General features: G+C 37.1%; 16 protein-coding genes. 10 read left to right on the top strand and 6 right to left on the bottom strand.

The features are described 5' to 3' along the window. Positions 1–29: 29 nt before the first annotated feature. Positions 30–1,400, bottom strand: a complete 1,371-nt coding sequence (locus tag F960_RS00595) for a uracil-xanthine permease family protein (protein ID WP_004854779.1) — start codon at positions 1,398–1,400, stop codon at positions 30–32. 173 nt (positions 1,401–1,573) lie between these two features. Here F960_RS00595 and typA point away from each other — a divergent pair, with 173 nt between their 5' ends. From typA to F960_RS00570, 5 genes are all read left to right on the top strand, one after another. Beyond that, the gene (gene typA, locus F960_RS00590; protein WP_004854777.1) at positions 1,574–3,412 is read left to right on the top strand and encodes a translational GTPase TypA; all 1,839 of its coding nucleotides are present in this window, start codon (positions 1,574–1,576) and stop codon (positions 3,410–3,412) included. A 198-nt stretch (positions 3,413–3,610) separates the two neighbouring features. Next, the gene (gene mscL / locus F960_RS00585; RefSeq protein ID WP_004854775.1) at positions 3,611–4,042 is read left to right on the top strand and encodes a large conductance mechanosensitive channel protein MscL; all 432 of its coding nucleotides are present in this window, start codon (positions 3,611–3,613) and stop codon (positions 4,040–4,042) included. A gap of 105 nt (positions 4,043–4,147) precedes the next feature. Further along, complete coding sequence (locus F960_RS00580) at positions 4,148–4,783, top strand: hypothetical protein (protein ID WP_004854773.1); 636 nt, start codon at positions 4,148–4,150, stop codon at positions 4,781–4,783. Between the two features lie 97 nt (positions 4,784–4,880). Further along, positions 4,881–5,207 carry a gamma-glutamylcyclotransferase family protein gene (locus F960_RS00575; RefSeq protein WP_004854771.1) on the top strand — a complete coding sequence of 109 codons (327 nt, stop codon included), beginning with the start codon at positions 4,881–4,883 and terminating at the stop codon, positions 5,205–5,207. Between the two features lie 48 nt (positions 5,208–5,255). Continuing rightward, positions 5,256–5,855, top strand: a complete 600-nt coding sequence (locus F960_RS00570; protein WP_020846675.1) for a hypothetical protein — start codon at positions 5,256–5,258, stop codon at positions 5,853–5,855. A 17-nt stretch (positions 5,856–5,872) separates the two neighbouring features. Here the strand turns inward: F960_RS00570 and F960_RS00565 are convergent, their stop codons facing one another. After that, a complete protein-coding gene (locus F960_RS00565) occupies positions 5,873–6,157 on the bottom strand; it encodes a peptidylprolyl isomerase (RefSeq protein WP_004854767.1) in 285 nt (94 codons plus the stop codon). Then, positions 6,154–7,035, bottom strand: coding sequence for a bifunctional DNA-formamidopyrimidine glycosylase/DNA-(apurinic or apyrimidinic site) lyase (gene mutM, locus F960_RS00560; protein WP_004854762.1), 882 nt, complete (start codon positions 7,033–7,035; stop codon positions 6,154–6,156). Before mutM ends, F960_RS00565 begins: the two co-directional genes overlap by 4 nt. 777 nt (positions 7,036–7,812) lie before the next feature. Between mutM and F960_RS00555 the strand changes: the two genes are divergently transcribed. From F960_RS00555 to F960_RS00540, 4 genes are all read left to right on the top strand, one after another. Then, positions 7,813–9,111 (top strand): carbohydrate porin, encoded by a 1,299-nt coding sequence (locus F960_RS00555; RefSeq protein WP_004854760.1) that lies wholly within the window; start codon positions 7,813–7,815, stop codon positions 9,109–9,111. A 15-nt stretch (positions 9,112–9,126) separates the two neighbouring features. Further along, positions 9,127–11,280 carry a TonB-dependent receptor domain-containing protein gene (locus F960_RS00550; RefSeq protein ID WP_004854757.1) on the top strand — a complete coding sequence of 718 codons (2,154 nt, stop codon included), beginning with the start codon at positions 9,127–9,129 and terminating at the stop codon, positions 11,278–11,280. 334 nt (positions 11,281–11,614) lie between these two features. Further along, positions 11,615–12,730: an NADH:flavin oxidoreductase/NADH oxidase gene (locus F960_RS00545; RefSeq protein WP_004854755.1), complete on the top strand. Its 1,116-nt coding sequence runs from the start codon at positions 11,615–11,617 to the stop codon at positions 12,728–12,730. 130 nt (positions 12,731–12,860) lie between these two features. Then, positions 12,861–13,787: an AEC family transporter gene (locus F960_RS00540; RefSeq protein ID WP_035373218.1), complete on the top strand. Its 927-nt coding sequence runs from the start codon at positions 12,861–12,863 to the stop codon at positions 13,785–13,787. A 136-nt stretch (positions 13,788–13,923) separates the two neighbouring features. On the opposite strand, the gene F960_RS00535 is transcribed toward F960_RS00540, so the two are convergent. The 3 genes from F960_RS00535 to F960_RS00525 all read right to left on the bottom strand — a co-directional run bounded on the left by F960_RS00535 (position 13,924) and on the right by F960_RS00525 (position 17,622). After that, positions 13,924–14,736, bottom strand: coding sequence for a tetratricopeptide repeat protein (locus F960_RS00535; protein ID WP_004854750.1), 813 nt, complete (start codon positions 14,734–14,736; stop codon positions 13,924–13,926). Between the two features lie 334 nt (positions 14,737–15,070). Continuing rightward, on the bottom strand, positions 15,071–15,778 hold the full coding sequence (locus F960_RS00530; protein ID WP_004854748.1) for a DsbC family protein: 708 nt from the start codon (positions 15,776–15,778) through the stop codon (positions 15,071–15,073). A 92-nt stretch (positions 15,779–15,870) separates the two neighbouring features. Continuing rightward, positions 15,871–17,622, bottom strand: a complete 1,752-nt coding sequence (locus F960_RS00525; RefSeq protein ID WP_004854744.1) for a DKNYY domain-containing protein — start codon at positions 17,620–17,622, stop codon at positions 15,871–15,873. A 349-nt stretch (positions 17,623–17,971) separates the two neighbouring features. Here F960_RS00525 and F960_RS00520 point away from each other — a divergent pair, with 349 nt between their 5' ends. Continuing rightward, the gene (locus F960_RS00520) at positions 17,972–18,217 is read left to right on the top strand and encodes a hypothetical protein (protein WP_004854743.1); all 246 of its coding nucleotides are present in this window, start codon (positions 17,972–17,974) and stop codon (positions 18,215–18,217) included. Positions 18,218–18,239: the final 22 nt, after the last annotated feature.

Raw genomic sequence — 18,239 nt, 5'->3', positions numbered from 1 at the left:
TTGGAAAATAAGACAGAGCAGAGTCGGTCTTACTTTTTAACTTCAGGCAAAAGCAGATTTAAAATCAAAGCTGCAATACCACCAGTAGCAACACCTGAACTAAAGATATTGCGAGGTAATTCTGGTAAATGTTCTAAAATTTGTGGAACTTGCGCAACACCTAAACCGAGTGCCAAAGAAATAGCAATGATCAATAATGCGCGGCGATCAAGTTGGATACCTGACAAAATATTGATACCTGAAGCAGCCACAGCACCAAACATCACCATCACAGCACCACCAAGAACGGCTTGAGGTACAGCTTGGATAACACCCGCTACAGCAGGGAATAGACCAAGAATGACCAACATGACAGCGATCCAGATACCAACATAACGGCTCGCAACACCTGTCAATTGGATGACACCATTGTTTTGTGCAAATACTGAACTTGGGAAAGTATTGAAAATACCTGCCAAGAAAGAGTTTGCACCATTTACCAATACACCACCTTTAATACGTTGCATCCAAACTGGACCATCGACAGGTTCATTGGAAATTTTAGAAGTGGCAGTGACATCACCAATGGCTTCCAAAGAAGTCACAAGATAGATAAATGCCATTGGAATAAACAAGCTCCAAGAAAAGCTAATTCCAAAATGCATCGGTGTAGGAATTTGAATAAGCGGTGCTTCTTTAAGTCCAGCAAAGTTGAGATAGCCCATGAAGCCTGCCAAGATATAACCGATGACAAGCGCAATCAAAATTGCAGAGCTTTTAACCCAAACGATGCGAATACGGTTCAGTAAAATAATAATCGCAAGAACAGTACAAGACATAATCAAGTTATCCGTACTCGCAAAGGTATTATTTTTCATGGCTTCATAGCCACCACCCATACTGACCAGACCTTCTTTGATTAGCGTTAAACCAATCAATAACACCACGATCCCAGTGACAAGCGGGGTAATCAGTTTTTTCACCCATGGTAGGATGCGTGACACGCCCATTTCAATAAATGAACCTGCAATGACTACACCAAATATCGCAGCCATGACATCTTTAACAGGGACACCTTGAGCAACCATGGCGCTACCGATCCCGATCATAGGACCAATAAAGTTAAAACTCGTTCCTTGAACGATTAATAAACCTGCACCAAACGGACCAACTTTTTTACATTGTAGAAAAGTTGCTACACCTGAGATCACCAATGACATTGATAAAATCATATTGGTATCTTGTTTTGACACACCGAGTGCCAAACAGATCAAAAGACCAGGAGTCACAATTGGGACAATAATCGCCAATAAATGTTGCAATGCAGCAAAAAAAGCGATGAATGGTTTTGGTTTATCGTTTAAACCATAGACAAGATCGATCGATTTTGATTGATCAGGAGAGGTGTTTGAATTGGACATGAGGGGGATATACAGCAGCAAGATGCAGCTATTCTAATCGAGTTACACTACTTTACAAAACGAAAAACATGCTATTCATCAAAAAAACTTGTAACTGTCAATAAAATGTCACTACTAAAAGGTAGTATTTTTTTGTATAATTTGCCCTCAAATTTTAGGCGTATCGAATTTACATGTCAGATATTAAGAATCTCCGCAACATCGCAATCATTGCGCACGTTGACCACGGTAAAACAACTCTTGTCGATAAACTTTTACAACAATCAGGTGCACTCGGTGATCGCGCGGGCGAAATCGAACGTGTCATGGACTCGAATGCGCTCGAAAGTGAACGTGGTATTACCATTCTTGCGAAAAACACAGCAATCACTTGGTTAGATAAACGTACTGATACAACTTACCGTATCAATATCGTGGACACCCCGGGACATGCTGACTTCGGTGGTGAAGTTGAACGTGTAATGTCAATGGTTGACTGCGTACTTCTTCTTGTCGATTCACAAGAAGGTCCAATGCCACAAACTCGCTTCGTAACACAAAAAGCGTTTGCTCGTGGTTTGAAACCAATCGTAATCATCAACAAAGTAGATAAACCAAGTGCTCGTCCAGACTGGGTTATCGACCAAGTATTCGATTTGTTCGATAACTTAGGTGCAACTGATGAACAATTGGATTTCCCAATCGTTTATGCTTCTGGTCTTCGTGGTGTAGCAGGTCCTGCTCCTGAAGAATTAGCTGCAGACATGACTCCATTGTTTGAAACAATTGTAGACATCGTTGAACCACCAGCAGTAGATGTTGATGGTCCATTCCAAATGCAAATTTCATCTCTTGACTATAATAGTTTCGTAGGTGTAATCGGTGTTGGTCGTATTCAACGTGGTTCAGTAAAAACCAATACTCCTGTTACTGTAATTGACAAAGAAGGCAATACACGTAACGGTCGTATCTTGAAAATCATGGGTTACCACGGTTTAGAGCGTATTGATGTTGATGAAGCTGCGGCAGGTGATATCGTATGTATCACAGGTATTGATGCTTTAAATATCTCTGACACAATCTGTGATCCTAAAACTGTTGAAGCTTTACCGCCATTGTCTGTAGATGAACCTACAGTTTCGATGACTTTCCAAGTAAACAACTCACCGTTTGCTGGTAAAGAAGGTAAATTTGTAACTTCACGTAATATCCGTGAACGTCTTGATCGTGAGTTGATTCATAACGTTGCATTACGTGTAGAAGATACTGACAGTCCAGACCGTTTCAAAGTATCAGGTCGTGGTGAACTTCACCTTTCTGTATTGATCGAAACGATGCGTCGTGAAGGCTTTGAGATGGGTGTTTCTCGTCCACAAGTCATCATGAAAGAAATCGACGGTCAAATGCAAGAACCGTACGAAAACGTGACTTTTGACGTTGAAGAACAGCACCAAGGTTCTGTAATGGAACAAATGGGTCATCGTAAAGGCGAAATGACCAATATGGAAGTTGACGGTAAAGGCCGTATCCGTATTGAAGCAACTGTACCTTCACGCGGTTTGATTGGTTTCCGTTCTGAATTCATGACTATGACTTCAGGTACAGGGATCATGACATCAAGCTTTGCACATTACGGTCCTGCAAAACAAGGTACTGTAGCAAAACGTCAAAATGGTGTATTGATTTCTATGGTTCAAGGCGTGTGCTTGGGCTACGCTTTATTTACACTCCAAGATCGTGGTCGTCTATTTGCCCGTCCACAGTTAGAAGTGTATGAAGGTATGATCGTAGGTATTAACTCTCGTTCAGACGATATGGTTGTTAACCCAACTAAAGCAAAACAATTAACAAACGTTCGTGCATCTGGTACTGATGATGCATTAACACTTGTTCCTGCTATCGAATATACTCTAGAACAAGCGCTTGAATTTATCGAAGATGATGAATTGGTAGAAGTAACACCTAAATCAATTCGTATCCGTAAGCGTTATTTAACTGAAAACGAACGTAAACGTGCTTCACGTGGTATGTAAGTTTCTACATTAATTAATTCTATTTTTAGATTTAGTTAATAAATTAACCGCAATTTGTAAACAAATTGCGGTTTTTTTATAAAAGTAACAAAAATATATAGGAAAAATTATAAAAGAGCGTAAATTAGTCAGAAATGAATATACGAAAAATGTATACTTCGTCACACAAAAAATAAATATGATCTAACTGGAGCTTATATGAGCATTATTCAAGAGTTTAAAGAATTCGCTGTCAAAGGCAATATGATGGACATGGCGATCGGTGTAATCATCGGTGGTGCATTTGGTAAAATTATTGATTCATTAGTAAAAGATATTATCATGCCGTTGATTACTGTAATCACAGGTGGCGGTGTTGATTTTACCCAAAAATTTTTCGTACTAGGCAAGAACCCTGATAATCTACAATCATTGGATGCGTTGCAAAAAGCTGGAGTTAACGTTTTAACTTACGGTAACTTTATTACAATCTTCTTGAACTTCCTTATTTTGGCATGGGTTGTATTCTTGATGGTTAAAATGATTAACCGTGTACGTAAACCTGCTGAAGCTGCACCTGCTGCTACACCAGAAGATATTGAACTTTTACGTGAAATCCGTGATGAATTAAAACGTCGCCCACAAGCATAAAAACGTAATGATGTTTTTAAACGGCACATGATGTGCCGTTTTTATTTTCTGTAAAAATCATTTAAAATGAATGAGTTTATTTGAAATAGAATAAGGGATTGGAATATGAAAAAAATGAGCATCATTTTGATGGCAGTTTTGATTCAAGCATGTTCAAATCCAGATCAAGGCAGCAAAGATCAACAGCAAAAAAAAGATGTTCCGCAAAGATATCAGGAAAGCTATTTGTCAGCGGATCAAATGCCAAATGAAAAAACTCAATATTTAAAAATGCAAACTCAGGATATGCCTGATAATCAACAACTCATTGAAGAGCTTGATCGAAACTTACAAGCATCCAATTTTATTTTAGAGTCTGAAGATGACATCCACACTTGGACTTTGAATGACTGTGATCGCAATCGTATCATTCAAGTTGAGGGTGAGGGAATGCGTCGCTATACAGTGACGAGAACGGTTGCCTTGCCAGATCATCCAAATAAGTATCCAGAATTTATGCTGTTAGTATTTGAATTTTCAAATGAACAAGATGCTAAAAATAACTATAAAACTTTAAATGATGCATTACTTTCTGGTGGCAATGCTTGTAATGGCAAATCACCGAATATGGCTGTGGTCAATGGAAATGAGATCTATTATTTCACTACACCTAAGCCAGAATATACGGTATTTATACAGCAATATTCTGATTTGGTTGAAAACTATAAAGTAAATACAGGCGCGAAACCTAACTCAAATTAGCGATATGATTAGTGTTTATCGCCTGTAATTTCTGGACAATTTTGCTGATTTACATTAAAAACGTTAGAGAGCATATTTTTATCTTTTGAGAAGTCCAGTGGATTGTCTATTTACTTATGGCACATTATGCCCTGATCGTGAAAACCACCATATTGTTGCGCCGATCCTCGGAACTTGGCAAAAAGGTTATGTAAATGGTGTGGTGCATACCTTGGATTGGGGACCTGATTTGGGTTTGCCAGCAATTGTACTTAACCCCGAAGATCCTAAAGTAAAGGGTTATTTTCTCATTTCAGATCAGCTCCAAGATCATTGGCAAAGGTTGGATGAGTTTGAAGGTTTTCAATACGAGCGAGTACAGGTTGTAGGATATTTAGAGTCGGGTGAGATTCAGCATGCTTGGGTATATGTGATGAAGAGCTAATATGTCTATTGGGAAATTCACTAAAATCAAATGAAAAATGGAGTAATTTTGAATAAATCTTTTTTAGTTTTAGCTTGCCTAGTCGGGATGGTTGGATGCAGTGAGCCTCAGCATCAACAAGAAAAAAATAAAGCTGAGCATCAAAATGCAAAAATGCATGATGTATTTGAATTGCCAAATAAACAAACCACTTACGAAACGATTGCTGTGCAAAATGTGCCTGCCAATACAGCACTTTTTACAGCCTTAGAAAATAAACTTGCCTTGGACCATTTTCAAATCGTAGAAAAAGAACATGGTCGCTCATGGTCGGAAGCAGATTGCGTAAAGAATAAGATTATTTATGTGAAAGGGGATGGAATTCGTTCATATTTAGCGAAAAGTTCAAAGCCAATAGGGAAAAATACTTATCCAGATTTTGTTTTATTGGTGTTCAGTTTTGATGATGAAAATAAAGCGGCACAGCATTTTACCACTTTGCAAGCGGCAGTTGATTCAATGGGTGGTTACTGTAATGGTAAGTCTCCAGAAAAAATCGTACGAAGTGGATCGGAAATATTTTACTTCACCACCCGTGCCGAAGCTTTTAGAACACATATCAATCAATATGCAGATTTTGTGGCGAACTTCGAAAACAAATCCCCATGATTTGTGGGGAATGCCATTTAAAAATCCATACGGAATTTGATTTCGAGTAAATGAAAACCAAACTGACTTTTAATCGGTCCATGCAGTACTTTTTCAGCGCCTGAAAAAACCAATTTATCAATCACAGGAACCAGTTGTCCTTTCTTTACTTCACCTAGTTCTCCACCACGCTTAGCGGAGTTACACGTCGAGTATTGCTTGGCAATTTTATTGAAATCAGCACCAGATTGGATTTTTTGTTTAAGCTGTTCAGCCAAGGCTTTGTCTTTGACTAAAATATGTCGAACGATTGCAGTTTTCATTTTTTAGCCCCTGATTTGCTAATTGTGCGAGTAGCTGTCTTTTTCGGTATTTTGACTTCATTTTTTACACGTTTGAGGGCTTGGCATTGCGGGCAAAATACACTTGCTCGCTGTCCAAGCTTGATATTTTCAAGTGTGGTTTCACAGTTCACGCACATTTCACCAGCACGACCATAAGCCAAGAGCGTTTGTTGGAAATAACCATTTTCACCCATTGCATTACTATAATCACGCAGGGTTGAACCACCAAGATCAATTGCAATTTTTAGAATCCGTTTAATCTCGATGACCAATTGTTCTACCTGTTCAAAACTCAAAGATGAAGCAGGCTGAGCAGGGTGGATGCCGAGATTAAACAAACTTTCCGTTGCATAAATATTGCCGACACCAACCACAATGTGATTATCCATAATCGCGACTTTTGTACCGACCTGTTTATTTTTAAGTTTATCAGCCAAATAAATGGCATTAAATTCATCGCTCAAAGGCTCAGGTCCAAGCGTATCAATCAGTTTGGTTTGATTTGCGTCATCGAGCCATAAGATACAGCCAAAACGCCGTGGATCATGATAACGAAGTTCAGCATCTTCAAACTGGATAATCAAGTGATCATGTTTGCGCAGTTCGGTATTGTGATCACAAAGTCTGAAACTTCCGGACATTCCTAAATGCCAAAGCATGGTAGCGCTCTCAAATTCAGCCAAAATATATTTTGAGCGACGGGTTAAATTGAGTAATTTTTGCCCTTGTAATTGGGTGATATTTTCGGGTATAGGCCAACGTAAGCGAGATTCTCTGACTTGAACCGAGATGACCTTTTGATTGAGCAGGGGTAATAGGCTGGTTTTTGTGGTTTCAACTTCGGGTAACTCAGGCATAAAAATCTCTGAAGTCTATAAAAAATAATCAACAATACATTGTAAGCAAGAACAACATATCTATAAAGTTTATGTGAAAAGTAAAGTTAATTAAAATAACGATGTTTAGAAATATTGCACGAAATAATCTAAAATAAAATAATGAACAATGATTCATTATTTGGTATATATTGTTTATATAAAAAATTTATCCTGTGTTAAAAAATGAGAATCAGCTAAACAAGGAAGGATTTGGCAAAAGGAAAATAAGATCATGTGATAGGACGTCATAAGGAAAACAATGCTGAGTAAGATTTAAATAGAGCTAGAGATTTAGCGGATGGATTTTAATCGAAGCTTAGATAAATATGATTGATAAATAGGCTTTTAAACGCTTGTATTAAGTGAAAAGTAGCGAATTTTATTTGGAAAATTTGATAAAAATTGAACGATTTTTCACAGAGTCTATTGCATTAATTTATATGATTGTGAGTATTTATCTGTTAAATATGGAATAAATTATAAAATCTTTTTCAGTAAATAAATATTTATCAATAATAAATGTTATTTATAACTTAAAGTTTTATTATTTATAAAAATTTAACGGTAGTTAAAAGTAAAAAAATATGTAATTTTCTCGTTAATTATCTGTATAGCTAGAGTATTTTTGCTTAGCCATTACGAGAATCGCCAGTCATTTAAAATTGGAAAATTCATGAAACTTTAATCGTGATTATTCTATTAATTAAAAATGACAAATATATGAAAGCGCAAACACCTTATTGAATTAGGTTTTCTATGAAAAAGATTACTTTAAAGATGTTATCTGTTGCAGTTGCAACTTTTATGTCTCAAGCACATGCTGAGAAAGCATTTGATTTAAACGGACAAACCTTGACAGGGGACTGGAACGGTCATCGTACTGAGCTGGCTGAGCAAGGGATTAAATTTGATGCCAATATCGCGACCGATACTTCTTATCTAGCAGATGGTGGTTATCATCCTAAAGGTGCACCAACGTTTGCGATGCAAGCTTTGGTTGGGGCTACTTTTGACATGTCAAAATTGGCAGGTTGGGATGCGACGACGATTCGTCTAGCAATCACAGATCGTCAAGGTGAAAGTACAACGCTTCGTGGCATCCAAGATCCACTTGCGCCACAATTTGCCAATTCTCAAGCCAATTATGGTCGTGGTAATTCACGTTCTCGTTTAAGTGAATTGTACATCGATAAAAACTTTGAAAATGGTTTGGGTGTGCGTGTCGGTCGTATGGGATTGGGCACAGAATTTAACGTTATGGCTTGTGATTTCCAAGGCAATGCATTCTGTGCGGCGCAAATGGGTAAATGGCAAGGCAAACTCTGGTATAACACACCTGTTTCACAATGGGGTGCGCGTGTTAAGTACCAAATCAATCCAGAATTATTTGCACAAATGGGTGTATTTGAATACAACCCTGACAATGCTTTAGAGCTAAAAGGTTGGAATCTTGGCACTAAAAATGCGGATGGTGTAAATATCTTAACGGAAGTGGTTTGGTCGCCTAAACAAGGCTTAATCAATGACTTACCAGGCAGCTATCGTGTCGGTACTTTATACAACACTGCTGATGAAGCGAAAAATCAATATGATGTTGCACATAAAGCGGGTTCAGTTGGTGAAGATCGTTCTTATGGCGGTTGGATTACGTTTGAACAGCAATTGACTTCAGCAGGTCAAGGTCGCCGTGGCTTACATAGCTTTGGTAACTTCACTTTCCATGATCGCACCACAACTCAAGTGGATAATTCTCAACAAATTGGTTTGAAATATATCGGTTTGTTTGACAACCATCCAAATGATATCCTTGGTTTTGCAGTAAACCGTGTTCACGTGAATGATCGCTATAGAGATTATGTGAATAGTACTCGTGTTGGCACCAGCAAAACACCATTAAATGAAAGTGCGGAATACAATTTAGAATTGAACTATTCTTATTATCCTGCAAAATGGTTGATGCTACGTCCATTGGTCCAATACGTTGTTCATCCGGGTGCAACCAATAAAGTTGATAATGCTTTGGTGATCGGTTTGGGGTCTAAAGTCATATTCTAAAACAAAGGAAAACTTATGCAGAGTAAACAACGATTTAAAAATATCCCTTTTAATTCTTCATTGCTCTGCCTAAGTGCATGTATTTGTCAAAACCTTTATGCAGAAACGGATGAACAAGCTGTTACTGCAATTCCTCCGATTATCGCGGAGGCGACTCGTACTGATACTTCATATATGCAAACGCCTGCTTCGGTCTATCGAGTAGATGCGGCAAAGCAACAAAATAATATTGATGTCAATTTGACAGAAGTCATCAAAGGCATTCCGAGTTTACAAATCAATAATCGTGAAAATTATGCGCAGGATTTACAAATTTCTATGCGTGGATTTGGCGCGCGTTCGACTTTTGGTGTGCGTGGTTTGCGCTTATATGTTGATGGCATTCCAGCAACGATGCCTGATGGACAAGGTCAAACGTCCAATATTGATTTGTCTAGTTTAGATCATATCGAAGTTTTAACAGGTCCATTTTCTTCACTCTATGGCAACTCTTCTGGCGGAACGATTTTAACTTCAACCAAAGAAGGTCAGGGCAGAGATTCTATTACCATGAATTATGCTGGGGGAAGTAATCAACGCAACCACGTGGGACTGGTTTTACAAGGTGGCTCTAATAATCAATATGATCCAGCTTATGTGGTTAGCTCATCGTATTTTGATACAGATGGTTATCGTGATCATAGTGCAGCGCATAAAGTTTTAAATAATGCAAAATTGACATGGAATCTGGATGATGGTTCAAAGATCAATTGGATCACCAATTATGTGAATATTTCTGCACAAGATCCAGGTGGTTTGACTCGTAGCGATTGGCAAGCCAATCCCAAACAAGTGGTTAAAAATGTATTAGATTACAATGCCAGAAAAGAAATCGAACAAATACAAACAGGTGTGACTTGGGATAAACCTTTAGATGATCAAAATGATCTCTATGCAATGGCTTATATGGGACAGCGTTCTGTTACCCAATATCAATCCATTCCCAAAATATCTCAAGTGACCAATCCTTTGACTGAAAAAACGAAGCCCTATCAAGCGGGTGGTGTGATTGATTTTGACCGTCAATATTATGGTGCGGATCTACGCTGGACAGGCAAAGATTTATTACCAAATACAAAATTGAGCGCAGGGCTTGCATTAGATGCAATGACTGAAGATCGTAAAGGATTTAACAGTTTTGCAGGCGATACGTTGGGCATCAAGGGGGCAACACGCCGTGATGAAGACAATACTTTGTGGAATATTGACCCTTATGTACAAGCCTCTTGGAATTTTTTACCGACATGGACTTTAGATGCAGGGCTTCGCTATAGCAATGTGCATTTTAAAACCGAAGATCATTATATCGTGGGCTTAAATGGCGATAACAGCGGTAAAACTAATTATGACAAGGTATTGCCATCTGCTGCTTTAAGCTGGCAAATTCTCCCTGAATTGTTGGCCTATGCAAGTTATGCCAAAGGTTTTGAAACACCAACATTTACAGAAATGTCTTATGCCGCAGTGGGAAGTGATGCTGCCAATGCATTCAATCTTTCACCTGCAAGCAGTGATACTTATGAGCTTGGTTTGAAATCATCGAATCGTCTAGGCGATTTCACCTTGGCTGTATTTGATATCAAAACTAAAAACGATATCGTTGCAGCAAGCAGTGAGGGGGGGCGTTCTACATATCGCAATGCCGATAAAACTGAGCGTAAAGGAGCAGAATTTACTTGGAACAAAAACCTTTGGCGTGATTTATTTGCCCAAGCCAGCTATAGCTATTTAGATGCAAAATTTGATGCTGACATTCAAGCTGATGGGACCGTTGAGAAAATTCCTGCAGGCAATTACATTCCGGGTATTGCCAAAAATCAGGCATATTTAGGATTGACATGGAAACCTGAGCAGGGCTTATATGCTGGTGTTGATGCACGTTATGCAGATAAGATTTATGTCAATGATATCAATTCTGATTCTGCACCAAGCTATACGATTTTCTCTGCAAACCTTGGCTATGCTTGGGCTTTAAAAGATTGGAAATTTAATACTTATGCACGTGTCGACAACTTATTTGACAAAAACTATATCGGTTCAGTGATCGTGAATGAAAGTAATAAACGTTATTTCGAACCTGCTGAAGGACGAAACTTTAGTGCTGGTGTAAGTGTCACTAAACAATTCTAGATTGAATATTAGAATATAAATCTTGTAATTTTAAATAGCCTAAAAGCACTGAAAAAACTCAGTGCTTTTTTATTTAAATCTATAAATGAAAAAAATATAGAAAAACAGCGCAATACTTTGCAAATTGTCATGAAAATAGGTTAAATTTTTAAAGCATACAATCGTGATTTTCCAGATATAAATCTCAAATCATGCAATTGAGTTCACAAATGCTGAACGAGCAACTGTATATTTCAGACTTAATCAGAACAACCTTTGCCAGCCTAGACCCAGCAAGCAAAAAATTAAGTCAGTGACCATCTGTAAGAGTGGATATAAAGAGGAAATAGGGAAAATGTCAAAGTTATTTGAGCCAATAAAATTCGGTACTCTTACTTTAAACAATAAAATTATTATTGCGCCAATGTGCCAATACTCTGCATCGGATGAAGGTGAAATCAGTTATTGGCATGAGCAGCAATGGGCAAATTATGCATTGTCAGGTGCGGCTTTGTGTTTGATTGAAGCGACTGCCGTACAAGCAAATGGACGCATCAGTTTTGCAGATGTTGGGTTATGGAATGATACTCAGCGAGATAAAATAAAAATACTCCTTGAGAAAATCAAACAAATTTCACCGATGCCTTTTGGTGTGCAATTGGCACATGCTGGACGTAAAGCCTCTACAGATAAGCCGTGGTTAGGTCGTGGACAGATCAAACCTGAGCAACAACATGGTTGGCAAACAGTTTCAGCAAGTGAAATAGGATTTAATGAGGATGATGTTCCGCCTCATGCGCTAACGCTTGAAGAAATTAAACAAGTTCAACTTGATTTTGCCAAAGCAGCACAACGTTCTGTTGAAGCAGGGTTTGAAATCATTGAAATTCATGGTGCACATGGTTATTTGATGCATCAATTTTTGTCACCACTTTCCAATCAACGTACAGATCAATATGGCGGTTCTTTAGAAAATCGCATGCGTATGTTGATTGAAACTTTAACTGAAATGAAAAAAGCTGTGCCTGCTGATTATCCAATCGGGGTACGTATTTCAGCGACGGATTGGATGGATGAGCAAGGCGGGTGGGATCTCCAATCGAGTATTGAACTTTCCAAACATTTAGAAAAGGCAGGCGCCGCTTATATTCATGTCTCTACCGCTGGCTTGCATCGTGACCAAAAAATCAAATTAGAACCGAGCTATCAGGTTCCATTTGCAGAAAAGATTAAACCGCATGTGAATATTCCAGTAATCGCAGTCGGTTTAATCACGGAAGCAGAACAAGCAGAAGCCATTTTACAAAATGAGCAAGCCGATGCTATTGGACTTGCCCGTGCGATTTTATATGATCCACGCTGGCCTTGGCATGCTGCTGCAAAACTAGGTGTACAGATCGCAATAGCACCTCAATACTTACGTTGCCAACCTCATGGTTTAAAAGACTTATTTACACAATTTGATTTCTGATTAGCGTTCATTTTGAGTAAAAAGTTATTCCCCAAAAGTATTTAAAATTTAAAGCAATTTCACTTAGGATCTAGGGTTGTAGGCCCTATTTCCTATGCTTGATTTTTATGAAATTCGTAAAGGTAGCTCGATGGTTTTTGCGGTGATTGTACCGATCTTTTTATTGCTTTTATCTGGTTATTTTAGTGTCAAAATTGATTTACTGAAAAAAGATCAGATTCAAGTTTTGAGCTTATTTGTGGTTAAAATTGCTTTACCCGCTTTGCTTTTTCACGCACTTTCCAGTAAAAATTTTCAAGATATTTGGTTTCCGTCATATTTTGCAGTTTATGCAGGCGTCACATTTTTTCTGTATGCCATAGGCGTTTATATTTTCAGAAAATTTTATCGAGAAAATTTTACAGATGCCTCGGTGCTTGCTATGGGCGGGGCAATGTCCAATACAGGGTTTATTGGTACAGCCATTTTGACTTTATTGATTGGTGCAAGCCAAGCAACCACTTATATTTCAATGATTTTAATTATTGAAAGTGTCATGTTAGTACCAACAGTTTTGGCTTTGGCAGAAGCAGGTTTACAAAAGCAGGCAAAGCTCAGTGATTTAATCAAAAACACTATTTTTACGCTGCTTAAAAATCCAATTTTCTTGTCTGTCGTGTTGGGAATGCTCTGCGCAATGCTGCAATTGCATATACCTAAAAATATTGATCAAGTCTTTATGTTATTGGGGCAAACGGCTTCGCCATTGGCACTTTTTGTCATTGGTGCTGGTTTAGTTGGTTTAAGTATCCAATACGTCAATATTCAAAGCATTTTATTGGTATTTCTTAAAAATATTGTCATGCCTTTACTGGTGTTTTTAGGGCTGAGTTACTTAACCAATGTCAGTCAAGAAATGGTGTATGCAGGAACGATTATCGCAGCATTACCGATGCCAACATTGTTTGGGATCTTAGGGCAAGTATATGGTTTAAATGAAAAATCTCTAACACCATTGGTGATTAGTACTGTTTTTGGCTTTATGGTGATTAGTGGATTGATCGCTTATTGGTGGTGATTGTTTGAATCTTATCGTTATTTTTCTATCGTAATGAATAATAAAAAATGTGAAAGTGAATATAAAAAAGGCATTTGCTTAGATTGAATATTTCAACAAAACAAATGCCTTTAAAAACAGATCTTTTAATCAGAACTTATTTTTTTGGCGCTGGTGCAGCCTTACCTTGTTCAGCAATCATTTTATCAATTGCAGCAAGCGCTTCTTTAGACTGAGGAACATTGTCCTGAGCTAGAGCAGCATAGATCTTACGTGCTTCTGGTAAGTTTTGCTGAACAATATCACCACGCGCTAACATATTTGCCATTGCCATGAGCGCAGGAATATAACCTTTAGAGCCAAGATTTTTGATTGAATCTAAACCTTGTTTAATTGTTGCTTCATTTTTATTTTTTAAGCCAGTAGTAATGTCATATAAGGCTTTAGCATGGATCGCTTGATAGTTACCTTTTTTGATTAAAGGATCAAGTTTAGCTAAACCAAGTTTATTACTTTGATCTGTACCTTCTGCAAAGTACATGACAGCAAGTTCTACCGTTGCATCATCAAAACCTTGATTTGATGCTTTTTCTAAATATTGACGAGCTTTTTTCTCATCTTTTGGCGCAGTTAAACTACCTGTACCATAAGCTTGAGCTAAAACATAATTGGCAACTGGATAACCTTTATCACCTGATTGTTGATAAAGTTGCAGTGCTTTTTTCTCGTCTTTTGTCGTACCTTTACCAACTTGGGTTAAATAAGCTTGATTATACAAAGCTTGAGCGTTTCCAGCTTTACCAAGTTTATCAAGTTCTTGATAAGCAGCAGTAAAATTTTGAGCTTGAATATATTGTTCAACTTTAGCAAATGCAGGGTTTAGACCTGTTTGAGGCGCAGCTGCATCAGCCGCAAAAACAGCCGTACTTGATGAAAGAGCAATAAGTGTTGCGAGAAGAATTTTTTTCATTTTATAACGTTACCTTTTTAAAACCTTAAATCCATTTAATTGGGATTGGAAATAGTTTTATCATAATTTGAAAATCTTGAATGTAAACAAGTGATTTGTATAACTTGATCAATTTATGTCTATTTTTGTCAAAATTTAGTATTAAATAAGGAGATTTGTTGAAATATATAATATTTAAAGGAATATATTGTTGTTGTAATTAGAATATTATTAACATGAAAAAATAGTATATAACAAATACTTGATTTTATTATTTTAAAAACGAACCAATCAAAAAGAGCATACTAAAAATCGTATGCCCTATCAGTAATATAAACCATCTGATCAATGATTATTATTTTACATTTTTAAATAATGCTTCAATATCTGCTGCACTTTTTGCGCCAGAGATACGGCTACCATCTTTTAAGAAAAATGTTGGCGTGCCGTCGATTTCTAAGGCTTCACCCAGTTTAGCTAAAGGCTGAATCGGGGTATCACATTTGGCAACTTTTGCTGGCATTTTCTTGTTTAAAATATAGTTTTCCCAAGCACTATATTGGTCTTTTGAACACCAAATTTGCTCAGAAATCTTTTCAGCATTTGGATGTAAACTGGTGATTGGATACAAGAATAAATAGATGGTCACATTATCTACTTTGGTCAATTCTTGCTCTAAACGATGACAGTACGGGCAGTCAGGATCACTGAAAATATATAAAGTACGGCTGCCATCGCCTTTGACATGTTTGATTGCTTTATCTAAAGGCAGTTTAGAAACATCAATTTTATTTAGAATTTGTTCACGTTCTTCTGTGATGTTTTTTTGATTTTTTAAATCGATCAAATTACCGATGAAAAATAGTTTCGCTTCATCATTGGTATATACGATTCGCCCGCCCATATAAACTTCGTAAATATCCTTGATTGCCGTCGGATTGACAGCTTTAACTGGAATGTCAGGATAATTCTTTTTTAAGTTTTGTTGTAAAGTTTGAATATCTGCATGCGCAGTAGTAAACGTAAACAAACTCAATGCAAGGGCAGCGAAGCGAGTTTTCATCATATTTCTCATAAAAAACAATGTTTTTATAGTGCCGAATTAACATGACATTTCATAGTTGAAATTTGTAGATAAAGCAAAATTACAACAAATCAATTTTGGTCAAAATGACTCTTTACGCTGTGTTGTTTCAACAAATTTTGCATCTCTAAAATATATGCATCCATTTCCTCTGCACTGGATGCGAATAAACTCATTTTTGCTTGAAACATGAGATTTCTAGTCTTTTTACCATTTTTCTGATGTACACATATTCTGCCAACATAACCGCGACTTCTAGGCATATATGTTTTTGTAAAATACACACAATCAATATCAGCTAAAGCAATTTTTTTGGAGAAAATATTGTTGAGTTGTAAATAGTTTTCATCAATATCAAATGGTTTAGGATTGATTTTAAATTGCCGCATGATCCAGAAAATAATGCTAATAATTCCAAGAAAAATTACGGGAAAAAGCACTGCCCAAATGTGTCCATCGGAGTATCTCGTTTTGGCGAAAGCAACCATTTTACTTTTAGGTATAGCGACTCGATTTGAGCTTAAAATTTCACGCAAATCATCGGTACGAATATTTGGATTGCTTAACTCTACGAGTAGTGTCGGATCAACTATTTTATAAATGGTCTGTTTGATGGATTGACCTGAACCCAACTGATCAAAGTAATAAGTCGTTGAACCATTTTGCCAAACTTGACCATAGCGATAATTTACATCGCCTATTTTTTTCCATTGGCCTGTCATGGGTTCATCTAGTTGCAAGATCTCGGTAGAGCGGGATTTAAGACCAGGATTTTTGTTACCTCCCCAAACTTGTTTATCTTGGAGGTATAACAGGGTTTTCCCATCAAAAAAGATCAAAGGCGCAATTTCCGTAAAGTTTGATTTGTTAAAAACATTATCAGCAGCACGTCGGACTTTTTTGTCTTCTCGATCATAAAAATAGATGCCATCGTTACTGAGCCAAAGAGTATGATTTGCATGTGCGCCATGCATTGAAAGAATACGGTAAGGTGCATGTGATGGATCAAATGAAAAATCATTTAAATAAACCATACCCGACTTTGGCTCGATCAAATATTCATCTTGGTTTTGCGCATCAATCGCTAAACTATACAAATCAGCACTATCCATCATGTTGAGCAGCGTATTTTTTGCATAAACATGTCGGCCGTCAGCTGTATAAACCTCACTTGGTCGAGTATCGCCATCAGCATATAAACGATTAATTTTTCTTAAGCTTTGTGCATTGGCTTTTGGGAGTTCTTGACCGTTTAAGAGCACTTGATTTTGGCTGGTCACCAATCCGTTCATGTTAGATGATTGCTGAATATTTGCGACTTCTTTGAAAGGGTAAATCCAAGTTTGCGGTTTATCATATAAGCCAAAAAGATTTAACACCAATTGACTAACTTCAGCCACGATACCCAAGTCAGGATTTTTGATGGTCATTCCAGAACAATAATAAGTCTTTTGACCATCACTTAAATAATCATTGCCGATGGCGGTGGTCGTTGAGGGATTTAACTTTTCTAAAATCAAATTGCCACAATAAACATGATTTTTATCGGCAGCGACGTGTCGAGATTGGTAGCTTTGATCAATGAGGTGAAATGTCGCAAGATCTGCTTGTTGAATGAGATAGTCGCCATTGCTCGGAACTGAGGCGTAAATTTGCCCCTTATAGGCTGAGAAAATACTTGAATCAATTTGTTTTTTTTCACGAGAATATTCTAGTTCAGACGAAAAATCCCGATGAGAAATTTTGTAGACAAAAAATAAGCAAAAAGCCACGAAAATAAAAAGGAAAAGATATGACCATCTTAATACTTTGATTGTTTTCATATTTCTCCTTTTTATTTTTTAAATTGCAATTTTTCTCAGTTAAATTGGCATTATATGAAGAGGATGACGCAATGTCGTAGTTTGCTAAAAGTAGCAGATTGATCAAAATAAGCGTTATTTTAGATTTAAATTTAAGCAACATGGCTTGGTTTGGATTATAAAGTTTTATTTGAAGATCACAATACGTGTTGCTGTGTAGAGATTTTCTAGCGGGCTTAAAGTTAGAATCTTGTGCAAATATGAGAGCCACTATATTGATCGTTTTAAAGCTAAAAATGATATTTCATCTGTGACTCATTTCCCTTACAATTCATTGAAATTTATTTAGAAGTTATTAGAGTATCAAGCCATGTTTATCAAAGGCATCAAGCGTAATTATGACAAAGTAAATCAAGATGAGAGCATTGCAGATGATGTAAAAATAGATGCTTTATTGATGAAATTGGCTGGCGAATTTTTGGTGAGCAAAGACGATCGAGTTTATATCTTTGAAAAAAATGGTCAGCTTGCAAAGTTTGATGCAAAACATGCACGTGCCTTTCATTTTAAAGAATATGTTGTCAAAGATATGAATAAACTCTTTCACGATTTTTAACTGAAGCGATAGTAAAGCCGAA

It is taken from the genome of Acinetobacter gerneri DSM 14967 = CIP 107464 = MTCC 9824, from assembly GCF_000368565.1.
Classification (GTDB): Bacteria; Pseudomonadota; Gammaproteobacteria; order Pseudomonadales; family Moraxellaceae; genus Acinetobacter; species Acinetobacter gerneri.
The sequence above is the reverse complement of the archived record's forward strand: the minus strand, read 5'-3'. Positions and strand labels throughout refer to the sequence as shown.